This is a genomic window from Shewanella sp. QJM3NY_23 (assembly GCF_056173105.1).
The window spans coordinates 3,763,200-3,775,685 of sequence record NZ_CM149657.1; the positions used below are offsets into that span (position 1 = coordinate 3,763,200).

Consider the following 12,486-nt stretch of genomic DNA (forward strand, 5'->3'; position numbering starts at 1 on the left):
ACTCACGCATTAAGCGATTCAGCTGCTGAAAATCCACATGTTTTCAATCAGCCGACCCGCCTTTGGCTCAGGCGCTTTATCGGCTAAAACAGCCCAGCCACACGCGTTTATATGCATTATTTGTGATGTTTGCAGAGATAGCTATAAAACGTCAAGCAGATATCCACCTCTTGACCGCCATTGTGAATATTTTTACTGCTTAACCGCGCTTAGCATAAAAATCAATGGAGCCTAATGGATAGCGTTGCTACTATATTGACTCTGAAAATCATTTCATTGAAGGATGCCCCATGGCAATGACTGACTCCGAGTATCACAAACTCGCCGACGAGATGTTTAGCGCACTAGAAGATGCCATAGAATATGCAATCGATGAGCAAGATGCTGATATCGATGTCGACGCATCAGGCAACGTATTACAACTGGAATTTCAGGACCGCTCAAAAATTGTGATCAACAAACAAGAGCCACTGCATCAAATTTGGGTAGCAACTCAATTTGGTGGATACCATTTCTCTTTTGTCGATGGTAAGTGGATTGATGAACGCAGTGATGCGGGTGAATTTATGCCGTTTGTCGTCGAGTCTATTCGTCGACAAGGTAATGTAACCCTTAAGTTATAAGCGTTAGCTCACGATGGCGGTGCGGCGTCTCTGCACCGCTAAAATTGCGCCGACGCCTCCTCAATACTGACCCCAAACGGTAATGCGCGCAATTGGCCATCGATGCGCACCAACCTAAAAAACTGTGGCAAGTTAAAACGCTGGTTATCGTTGTACGATTTGTTAAAGGCATGGTGATGGCTCACCTGACTGGCTAACTCGTCAATATTAGTGCCCAGCTGAGTGTAATGATTAAGCTCATTTTTTTCATCCAGCACATACACATCAATTCCCTCTTCATGCTGACGTAAGAAATACTGAATCGCGCCTAACGCGGCAAACTCTTGGATCACCTGCGGGATTTTACTAAAAGGCTCATTGCCTAAATCTGGCCGAGGCAGCTCTAACATCCGCTGTTTAGACAGGCGCTGATAAAATGCAGATGCCTGACTTAGGTCTTTATAGTTCATCCCTTTGGAGTTAAAAAACAAGCCGTATTTTATCCCCCCGACCTCTAGCGGGTAGGCCATGGTCGATGAGCTTTGTGCTTGTTTACTTAACCGGTTGGCACGTTGCACCAATAATCTTATCGCTTTCTCAAATTGTGACGCTAGGCGACTAGAGCAGCTCACCACGTCCACTTGTACCTCATTGGGCGCCCTTTGCACCCCAGGATTGGTGTAAGACAGCGCGTCTAAAATAGCTTCATTGCCATCAAAATGATGACAATGCCACTCTCCCCAACTATTTTGGCAGATCACGTCTAACGATTGCAGCATATTGGTATGCTGACGCCCCAGCGAAAAGATATTGGCATTCATATAATCGACCATGATCTCTTGGCCACGCCAACTCACGGTGGGGTCGCTATTGAAATTGATCAAAAAAATCAATTTACGAAAGTACCAAGGTTGGCAAAGATCGAGTTTTGAAGCCCGCCACTCTGTCTCTTTTAAAATCGCCGGTAAGCGCCGAGCCGCTTTGGTTAACCGCTTAGTTTGATGCGAGCTACCATTGAACTCATACCAATGGGTTGTGGCGGTAGAAGCGCCATTTAATGCCGCCCACGCCAATAGCTTCGCCTTGCTGGGCGAGTGATATACCGCGCGGTTTGCCATAAAGTTTCTCGACTCAGGCGTGCAACGATACAAGTGGTAGTCTTGCGTTTGCTGGCTATACACCACGGTTAAATCGGTTTCGGCAATTGACTCACTCCACAGCCAATTGAGCCGCGTGATTTGAGTGTCATCTTCGCTAAAATAGGTGTGTAGCTTACGGGTTAACAAGCCGAGATCGGAGATCTTAAGGCTTTCACTCAGCTTGTTCACCGAGGCAAAATGCAATAAGGTTTGGTAACTTCCCAGCATCAATTCATTTAACTGCTCGTTAAACCATTGCAGTTGTCCACAGTGCCAATGAGCGCACTGATCTAAGGTACTTAGCAGGTTAGTAGACCAGCCCCAACACTCAACTAAGTGCTGCAGTTTGTGATAACGCCAGTCTTTGGGGTGATCGGCAACAGTCAATCTAATACCACACTTGAGGTAAAAACAGCGTCTAACAATTTCAAGACGGCGTTGATCATTTTTACTTTCTAAATAACGCTCTATCGATTGGTACAATAGAAAGTAAGCATCATTAAATGCGGAAAAATCCCCCGCCAAGGTACGCTGCCACACCTGGGCACTGACCAGCTGACTCTCGGGGTAATCACTGGCGTAGGCTTCTAGCAGCATCACCTTGAGCAGCGCCTTATGGGGTTTATCTAAGCCTTTATATAGCTGCCATAGCGAAGCACCAAAATATTCACTCGCGGGTAAGTTACTCACATCGCCTAAAAAAAGATGTGTCTTGGGGGTCGATGATTGCGGCCACCAAGCTATGGGTTTACCAGCCAAGCAAATATGACTACGGTAAAACTCTTCCAGTAACAACCAATGCTGCGAACTACCACTGTGTTCACAGCCGATAGTCGATGCGATGGCATCATCTTGGCTCACTGAGAGCAGAAACTGCTTTGGGTGCACCAAATAGATATTGACCTCAAAATCATACTGGGCAAACCAAGCGGTCAATAGGGTTGATTTTTGCTGTAAGGATAAACGCTGTTCATGAGAAAGATTAGGGTCATATACCACCCAAACATCGATATCACTTTTAGGGTTTTGGCCAAATGTAGCCGTGCTCCCCATGGAATACACCCCATAGATTGCCCTCGACTCATCTGGCGTGCTATCTGGTGGAGCTATAGCAAAAATGCTACACGCCTCTAACACTTTTTCATCGGGTGTGTAGTGCTCAATGCCAAAAGGCGTCACCAGACCATTATAACCGGGGTTGTCACTGCGATGGCTATGAAAAAGCAAAGGAATCAAATAGAAAAGATGTCGCTGCAAGGGAGTGAGTATAGCCAAAGCTCGTGCAAAACGAACTCGGTTTAAGCGTTCAGCCGTTTCGATATCATGCGCTTGGTTACTCAATGTTTGGCGACCCTGTTACAAATTAATTCCACCCATGCATGCTAACAGTTAATACAAAAACAGCAAGTATATGTGAGGTTGATCACACTTAATAGCTAAGCTTGACCCAGCTGATAGGGGTACACTTCAAAGAATCGACAGTCGATTCTTACATAAGTTTGAAACCAATGTTAGCATTAGCGCAACTATGGCCTCTGATGGAATATCGAGCATGTCTGAAAACGTCATTCGTATCGCGACACGTAAAAGCCCACTTGCAATGTGGCAAGCTGAATTTGTAAAAGCCGAATTAGAAAAAGCGCATCCAGCGCTAGTTGTAGAACTGCTGCCAATGAGCACCAAGGGGGATGTCATGCTAGACACACCTTTAGCAAAAGTGGGCGGTAAAGGGCTATTTGTAAAAGAACTTGAAGTAGCCATGCTCGAAGGCTTAGCCGACATTGCCGTGCATTCAATGAAAGACGTTCCGGTTGATTTTCCTGAAGGATTAGGACTGGAAGTGATCTGTGAACGCGAAGATCCACGTGATGCTTTTGTGTCAAATACCTATAAAACCATTGATGAACTTCCACACGGCGCAGTGGTAGGTACCTCAAGCTTACGTCGTCAGTGCCAGATCCGTGCGGCTCGCCCAGATCTAGAAATTCGCGATCTGCGTGGTAACGTCGGTACTCGTCTTGCCAAGTTAGATGCCGGTACTTACGATGCCATTATCCTTGCCGCTGCCGGGCTCATTCGCCTCAAGCTAGAAGATCGCATTGCTAGCTTTATCTCGGCTGAAGATTCACTACCGGCCAATGGTCAAGGTGCCGTAGGCATCGAATGCCGTTCTAATGATGAGCGTGTTAAAGCCTTATTGGCGCCACTTGAGCACACAGAAACTCGCCATCGCGTAATAGCCGAACGTGCCATGAACACCCGTTTAGAAGGCGGTTGCCAGGTGCCGATTGGCGCTTTTGCCGAAATATCGGGCGATACCCTCACCCTTCGCGGTTTAGTCGGTAACCCTGATGGTAGCCAAATTATCGAAGGCACAACGGTCGGTTCAAGAAACGATGCTGAAGCCTTGGGTATTGCACTAGCCGAAGACCTACTTGCTAAAGGTGCTAAAACCATCTTAGATGCTGTTTACGCTAAGTAATCAACATGAAAGTACTGCTGACGCGCCCTGAAGGGCGCAATCAGTCAATGATAGAGGCACTGAGTCAACGACAGGTGCCTTTTGTCGTTACCCCCTTACTCGAAGTCATCGCGACCGATGATATCTACAATGAAGCAGATATTACCGCTTTTCATCGAGCCGATATCGTTATCTTCATCAGCACTAATGCAGTGGAATATGCCGCTCAGGCGCTCAACAATCACTTCCCTGATAACATCGACTATTATGCCGTTGGTAAAGCCACCTTCCTGGCACTGCAAGCCCTAGGGCTTAATGCTATTGAGGCGCCAGCCGATTGCCAACAGACAGAGGGCCTATTGACACTCTCCTCACTGCAAACCTTAGATGGCCAGAAGATCACCATAGTTCGTGGTGTCGGTGGTCGCGAAGCCTTGGCAGAGCAATTAGCCCAAAGAGGTGCTATTGTCAGTTATTGGCAGGTTTATCAACGGGAATGCCCACCGCTCAGTCACAGGATTGCTTACGATTGGCAACAGCAAAATATCGACACTATTGTTGTTACCAGTGGACAAATTCTCAGCCATCTAATGCAACTTGTACCCAAAGAACTGTTTGCTTGGTTACACGCATGTCATATTATAGTGCCGAGCTCGCGGGTTTATGACCAAGCCATAAATGCCGGGTTTACACACGTTACTAATGCTAAAGCAGCCAACAGCGATGCAGTCCTAACAGCTTTAGGTTTAACAGCTTAAACCTTTTAGCCGCCTGCAATACTGGCTTTCGTCTTCAAGGATCTGTTGAATGGACAATAAAACGCAACAAAGCAACACCGTCGCCACACCTGAGCCCGATGACAGCATAGAGGCGACATTTGCTGAGACTTCGCCAACGTCATCATCGACAGAACCAACGAGTGAACCTAAAGCATCGACTGGAGTATCTTGGGGATTTTTATTTAACCTGGTATTTATCTTATTGCTACTGTTCGCCACGATAGCGGGCGGCTTCTACCTATACCAAGAGTTAACCATTCAAAAGCAAAAGGCGCTCGATTTATCGGCCCAGCTTCAGCAACGCCTCGATGATCCTGTCGCTCGTCTCACTCATTTAGAGCAGCAGCAACGTATGATAGAGCGTGAGGTGACCAATAAGCTTAACCGCATCACTGACTCACAACAGCTACTGCAGGAGCAAGTGAATAAACTCGCTCAACAAAACCCCAATCATTGGATGGCTGAAGAAGCCAAGTATTTAGTTAGAATGGCAGGGAGTAAACTCTGGCTCGAAAAAGATCCTCAAACCGCATTGAGCCTACTCGAAGCCGCTGATGACCGCATTGAAACCATGAAAGATCCCTCGCTCACCCCGCTGCGCAAAGCATTAGCGCAAGATATGAGCAATGTGGCCGCCATTAAAACCACTGATATTGCAGGCACAGTGCTGACCTTAGACAGCATGATAGACAATCTGCCAAAACTAAAATTAAATCGCACCCAATCAATATTGAGCAGCAAAGATGATTCATCGGCAATGACAGAGTCACTGGATGATTGGCAAGACAATTTAGCAAAATCATGGCAAGCGCTAATAGAGGAGTTTGTGGTGATACGTAAGCGCACCACAGATCAGGCCCCCTTATTAGCGCCCGATCAGCAGTGGTATTTAGTCGAAAATATTCGCAATAAATTACTGCAAGCCCAACTCGCGTTATTGCGCCAAGATCAGGTCAACTATCGTCAATCTATCCGCTTGGCAAGAAAGTGGATTTTTCAGTATTTTGATTTAGCCGATAGCAAAACCGAGCAAACCTTAGCCGCTTTAGATGCCTTGGTCACCTTGGAGGTTCAAGCGCCAACCATCAACCAGTTCGCATCAACCCCACTGCTACAACAACTTGTGACACGAGGGAGCTTGATAAGCGAGCAGGAGAATCCATTATGATTAAGGCGCTTGTCTACCTTGTTATCATCTTAATTGGCTTAGTCATCAGCCCTTATCTATCGGGTATTAATGGCTACCTTTATTTGGCCATTGGCGACTATGAGCTAGAAACCAGCCTGATGTTCGCCCTATTTGCAGCCATCTTATTTTATGCCGCCTTGGTGCTGATTGAATGGTTGGTGGTTTGGACCCTCAATTTAATATTAAGCAGTCGTTTTTTACCCGAAAAATGGCGTAGAAAAGCCGCTAGAAAACATACTCTTCAGGGCGCATTAGCCCTTGCAGAAGAGGATTGGAGCGCTGCAGAACAGGCCATGGCTAAAGGGGCTAACAAGGGTGAACTCCCGGCACTGAATCTATTAGCAGCAGCAAGAGCGGCGCATCATCAACACAATATTGAGGCTCGCGATCACTATTTACTCGAGGCCGAAAAAGATCTTCAGGCCAGTAAAGCCGTGCAAACGACCCGAGTACGCTACCTTATGCAACAAGGCGAACTCGAACAAGCCAGAACCGTTTTAGATAAGCTAAATCCGACCAGTAAAAGTAAAGCCCCGCTGCTCCGCTTGGCATTAGAGCTATATCAAGTTCAACAAGATTGGCAAGCACTCAAATTGTTACTTCCTATCATTAACAAGCGCGGCATACTTAGTGCTGAGGAGTTTCAGACACTCAATAGCAAAACCAATAAGGCATTATTACAAGCTGCAGCAGAGCAAAATGAGCAGGAGCTTGAAAAAGCTTGGCACTGGCTGAGCCGCACCGAGCGCAAGCAACCTCTCTTTATCGCCCAATATGCCGTTGGGTTGGCCCGCTATGAGCGAAAAGAGGAGGCATTAAAATTGTTATTTAAGCAATTGAAGCATAGCGCTGATCAGGATATTTTTGCCGCATTGACAGCCATTGTGACGCCTGCCGATCTCGATGCAAGGAAGCAGCTATTTGATCTGCAAAGTAAATATGCTGAAAATCCAGATTATCAAGCCTGTATTGCCACCCTTTACGATCAAAGCAAAGAGTTTACTGAATCGCTCAAATGGTGGCGAAAAGTGTGCTTCCAAGCGCCAACTAAAAGCCGTTGGCTGGCTCTCGCGACGGCTCAAGAACATATTGGCGAACTACACTCAGCGTTACAAAGTTATCGTAATGCTTTCAGCGACTGAAGATTGGTTATATTTTTTTAAACTAAAAAACCACCTTTAAAGGTGGTTTTTTACTTAAAGAACGACAACAAAAGTTGAGCAGATAAAGTAAAGCTAATTAAAACAAATGATTACTTTTTTTTGCTACTAAAGTCAAATTTAGGCGTCTGTGATCTCCCGTTCCCACCAGTTGACAGTAATTCAAAGCTCACCAAACTTAATAAGTAGAAGCTAGATCAAAAACACGCATAACTAGAGCAATACCTCTGTATTGGCTCAACATTTTATGCCTAGTAAAGCGAGAAATTATTATGGGTGCATCAATTACGACACAAGACGCAGTAGTCACCAATCTTGTTGGTCAACTTACCGTTAAGGATGAGCAGGGCAATATCAGAGCAATTAACGTTGGCGATACCATTAAAGCGGGTGAACAACTGATTTTTTCTGACACCGCGACATTTAACTTGATCTATGACGACGGTACCTCAGCAAATCAAGCACAAATAGCCCAGCCGCCTGTAGAGCAGCCAACCAACAACGACGGCGCTGTAGATAATGCCAATCAAGTTGCTGATACGCCCGTGGCCGTCGACCCAGAAATCGCAGCGCTTCAAGCACAAATACTCGCTGGTGAAGATCCCACCGAAGGATTACCTGAAACCGCTGCTGGTGATGGGACACCAGGCAATGAGGGGGGCTCTAACTTTGTCTCGCTCACACGTAATGGGGACGAAACGCTCGCCAACGCAGGATGGGATACAGCCGGGTTCACTCAAGCTGCCGCAACCACAGACGAAGCCTTAGCGATCCCAGATATTGTACTTGATGCACCTGAGACCGACAACTTAATTGCCATTGGTAATGAGGACACCTTGATCACGGTGCCGGCCTTAAGCGGTAGTGACCTTGATGGCTCTGTGGTCAGCTTTGTGATTGATAGTCTGCCTGCCAACGGCACCTTGATGCTCAATGGCATGGCCGTCACCCTTGGCATGACGGTGCTCGTCGCCGAGGCCGCCAACCTCACCTTTATGCCCGATGCGAACTGGAACGGTGAGACCACCTTTGACTATCATTCGGTCGATAATGATGGCTTGGCCGATGCCACGCCTGCCACTGTCACCATCACCGTTGATTCCGTGAACGATGCGCCTGAGACCGACAACTTAATTGCCATTGGTAATGAGGACACCTTGATCACGGTGCCGGCCTTAAGCGGTAGTGACCTTGATGGCTCTGTGGTCAGCTTTGTGATTGATAGTCTGCCTGCCAACGGCACCTTGATGCTCAATGGCATGGCCGTCACCCTTGGCATGACGGTGCTCGTCGCCGAGGCCGCCAACCTCACCTTTATGCCCGATGCGAACTGGAACGGTGAGACCACCTTTACCTATCATTCGGTCGATAATGATGGCTTGGCCGATGCGACGCCTGCCACTGTCACCATCACCGTTGATTCCGTGAACGATGCGCCTGAGACCGACAACTTAATTGCCATTGGTAATGAGGACACCTTGATCACGGTGCCGGCCTTAAGCGGTAGTGACCTTGATGGCTCTGTGGTCAGCTTTGTGATTGATAGTCTGCCTGCCAACGGCACCTTGATGCTCAATGGCATGGCCGTCACCCTTGGCATGACGGTGCTCGTCGCCGAGGCCGCCAACCTCACCTTTATGCCCGATGCGAACTGGAACGGTGAGACCACCTTTACCTATCACTCGGTCGATAATGATGGCTTGGCCGATGCGACGCCTGCCACTGTCACTATCACCGTTGATTCCGTGAACGATGCGCCTGAGACCGACAACTTAATTGCCATTGGTAATGAGGACACCTTGATCACGGTGCCAGCCTTAAGCGGTAGTGACCTTGATGGCTCTGTGGTCAGCTTTGTGATTGATAGTCTGCCTGCCAACGGCACCTTGATGCTCAATGGCATGGCCGTCACCCTTGGCATGACGGTGCTCGTCGCCGAGGCCGCCAACCTCACCTTTATGCCCGATGCGAACTGGAACGGTGAGACCACCTTTACCTATCATTCGGTCGATAATGATGGCTTGGCCGATGCCACGCCTGCCACTGTCACCATCACCGTTGATTCCGTGAACGATGCGCCTGAGACCGACAACTTAATTGCCATTGGTAATGAGGACACCTTGATCACGGTGCCGGCCTTAAGCGGTAGTGACCTTGATGGCTCTGTGGTCAGCTTTGTGATTGATAGTCTGCCTGCCAACGGCACCTTGATGCTCAATGGCATGGCCGTCACCCTTGGCATGACGGTGCTCGTCGCCGAGGCCGCCAACCTCACCTTTATGCCCGATGCGAACTGGAACGGTGAGACCACCTTTACCTATCACTCGGTCGATAATGATGGCTTGGCCGATGCGACGCCTGCCACTGTCACTATCACCGTTGATTCCGTGAACGATGCGCCTGAGACCGACAACTTAATTGCCATTGGTAATGAGGACACCTTGATCACGGTGCCGGCCTTAAGCGGTAGTGACCTTGATGGCTCTGTGGTCAGCTTTGTGATTGATAGTCTGCCTGCCAACGGCACCTTGATGCTCAATGGCATGGCCGTCACCCTTGGCATGACGGTGCTCGTCGCCGAGGCCGCCAACCTCACCTTTATGCCCGATGCGAACTGGAACGGTGAGACCACCTTTACCTATCACTCGGTCGATAATGATGGCTTGGCCGATGCGACGCCTGCCACTGTCACTATCACCGTTAATTCCGTGAACGATGCGCCTGAGACCGACAACTTAATTGCCATTGGTAATGAGGACACCTTGATCACGGTGCCGGCCTTAAGCGGTAGTGACCTTGATGGCTCTGTGGTCAGCTTTGTGATTGATAGTCTGCCTGCCAACGGCACCTTGATGCTCAATGGCATGGCCGTCACCCTTGGCATGACGGTGCTCGTCGCCGAGGCCGCCAACCTCACCTTTATGCCCGATGCGAACTGGAACGGTGAGACCACCTTTGACTATCATTCGGTCGATAATGATGGCTTGGCCGATGCCACGCCTGCCACTGTCACTATCACCGTTGATTCCGTGAACGATGCGCCTGAGACCGACAACTTAATTGCCATTGGTAATGAGGACACCTTGATCACGGTGCCGGCCTTAAGCGGTAGTGACCTTGATGGCTCTGTGGTCAGCTTTGTGATTGATAGTCTGCCTGCCAACGGCACCTTGATGCTCAATGGCATGGCCGTCACCCTTGGCATGACGGTGCTCGTCGCCGAGGCCGCCAACCTCACCTTTATGCCCGATGCGAACTGGAACGGTGAGACCACCTTTACCTATCACTCGGTCGATAATGATGGCTTGGCCGATGCGACGCCTGCCACTGTCACCATCACCGTTGATTCCGTGAACGATGCGCCTGATGCCATTGATAATAACTATAATGTTGACGATCAGAGCTTTGTAAATGGCAACTTAATTACAGATGACTCTGGTGATGGTATAGATATCGATATTGATGGTGGAGCCTTAAGCATCAGCCATATCAATGGTATCGCTTTAACCTTTGATAATAATGGCGACGCTCAACCTATAGTTTTAGCTGGAGGTACTCTTAATATTAATGAGGATGGTACGTTTAATTTTGTCCATGATGGGATTAACTACTCCCCCATCGAATTTACCTACACCATCAGTGATGGACAAGGTGGATTCGATACAGCCAATATAGAATTGCAAGTTTATACTCAAAGCACTCTTAACCCAGGAGATGATACAGCACAAGGCACTGATGGAAATGATATTATTGTTAGTGACATTACCGGAGTTGCCCCAGGAAGTGACTACAATATTGCCTTTATCATCGATAGTTCAGGCAGCATGGGAACCAGCGCTGTTGACACAGCACGCCAGCAAATCGAAAGTGTTCTCGATGTTCTTATTAGTAATGCCAACCAACCAGGGTCTGGCGTAGTCAATATATTACTGGTCGATTTTGATACAACGGCACGCACATTAATCTCGATAGATCTGAGAGCCGATGATGTAGCCAGTGAAATCTCATTGGCGTTAAGCTTAATGACTAATGGTGGTAACACCAATTACTATGCCGCTTTTACTGAAGCATATAATTGGTTTAATACGAATTATCAAAATGGTAATAATCGCACTTTTTTTATTACTGACGGTCAACCCAACACAGATAATGGTGTTGACGGTAATTACTTTCAAAACGCTTTAAATGCTTTTGGATTATTAAATAATATTTCCGATGTTCAAGCTATCGGCTTGGGCGGTAATGTAGATACAAATACTCTCCAACAATTTGATAGTGATGGACAAGTACTCAACAATGTCAATGTAAACGATTTAGCTGATGCGATATTAGAATCCGATCTCTTGCCAGGTGATGACACTGTCAATGGCGGCGATGGCGATGACATCATTTTTGGTGATTTAACTGAGTTTTCCGGTAGCAATGCTGAGGGCATGTTTGCTTTAAGAGAATATGTCGCTAACGAAACAGCTAGAGATGTAAATGATGTGACGAACTCAGATGTACATGATTTTATTTCTTTAAATGCTGTGGAATTCGATATTTCTCGTGCAGATGATGGTAATGACACACTTACCGGAGGCGCAGGAAACGATCTACTCTTTGGACAAGGAGGAGATGACTTACTTCAAGGGGGCATTGGTAGTGATATTTTAGTCGGAGGTCAAGGCTCTGATACCATAGATTTAGGCAATGACTCTGATACTGATACCGTTATTTGGGGGCAAGGTACCGCTGACGGAAGCATCGATATCATCATTAACTTTGACATAAACAATGACCTGCTTGATTTATCAGATATTTTGGTAGATGAGCAATCAGGTAATTTAGAGGATTACCTCAATATCACATTTGATGCAGTAAATGGAGACACTATTATCACGGTCGATGCCAATGGAGACGGTAGTGGGTTCGACGATCTGACCATTATTCTACAAGATACTAATGTTAGTCTTAGTGATTTAACAACCATGAATAATTTACTTGGCCAAAACCCACTGATAGTGGACACCATTCCTTAAGTCAAAATATTTAGCGATATAATAAAGCCAAACAAACTGTAAAAAGTTGTTTGGCTTTTTCCTTCAATCATATACTGGCTGGCACATTCACACGAAATAAACACTAAATTACTAATCTAAGTATGATTTAAGCGT

At 47.1% G+C, this 12,486-nt stretch carries 7 protein-coding genes; 6 read left to right on the forward strand and 1 reads right to left on the reverse strand.

Translation table 11 applies throughout. The annotated features are described in order from the left end of the window. Nucleotides 1-290: 290 nt before the first annotated feature. Entirely contained in the window at nucleotides 291-623 is a 333-nt protein-coding gene (gene cyaY, locus AC0VXX_RS16620; RefSeq protein ID WP_475515175.1) for an iron donor protein CyaY, read from the forward strand. Nucleotides 624-661: 38 nt separating this feature from the next. Here cyaY and AC0VXX_RS16625 read toward each other — a convergent pair whose 3' ends face one another. Continuing rightward, nucleotides 662-3,082 carry a class I adenylate cyclase gene (locus tag AC0VXX_RS16625; RefSeq protein ID WP_475515176.1) on the reverse strand — a complete coding sequence of 807 codons (2,421 nt, stop codon included), beginning with the start codon at nucleotides 3,080-3,082 and terminating at the stop codon, nucleotides 662-664. 211 nt (nucleotides 3,083-3,293) lie between these two features. Here AC0VXX_RS16625 and hemC point away from each other — a divergent pair, with 211 nt between their 5' ends. The 5 genes from hemC to AC0VXX_RS16650 all read left to right on the forward strand — a co-directional run bounded on the left by hemC (nucleotide 3,294) and on the right by AC0VXX_RS16650 (nucleotide 12,351). Next, a complete protein-coding gene (gene hemC / locus AC0VXX_RS16630; protein WP_475515177.1) occupies nucleotides 3,294-4,223 on the forward strand; it encodes a hydroxymethylbilane synthase in 930 nt (309 codons plus the stop codon). Between the two features lie 5 nt (nucleotides 4,224-4,228). After that, nucleotides 4,229-4,960 (forward strand): uroporphyrinogen-III synthase, encoded by a 732-nt coding sequence (locus AC0VXX_RS16635; RefSeq protein ID WP_475515178.1) that lies wholly within the window; start codon nucleotides 4,229-4,231, stop codon nucleotides 4,958-4,960. A 49-nt stretch (nucleotides 4,961-5,009) separates the two neighbouring features. Beyond that, the gene (locus AC0VXX_RS16640; protein ID WP_475515179.1) at nucleotides 5,010-6,149 is read left to right on the forward strand and encodes a uroporphyrinogen-III C-methyltransferase; all 1,140 of its coding nucleotides are present in this window, start codon (nucleotides 5,010-5,012) and stop codon (nucleotides 6,147-6,149) included. After that, a complete protein-coding gene (locus tag AC0VXX_RS16645; RefSeq protein WP_475515180.1) occupies nucleotides 6,146-7,312 on the forward strand; it encodes a heme biosynthesis HemY N-terminal domain-containing protein in 1,167 nt (388 codons plus the stop codon). The genes AC0VXX_RS16640 and AC0VXX_RS16645 overlap by 4 nt, the downstream gene beginning before the upstream one ends. A gap of 290 nt (nucleotides 7,313-7,602) precedes the next feature. Next, a complete protein-coding gene (locus tag AC0VXX_RS16650) occupies nucleotides 7,603-12,351 on the forward strand; it encodes a retention module-containing protein (RefSeq protein ID WP_475515181.1) in 4,749 nt (1,582 codons plus the stop codon). Nucleotides 12,352-12,486: the final 135 nt, after the last annotated feature.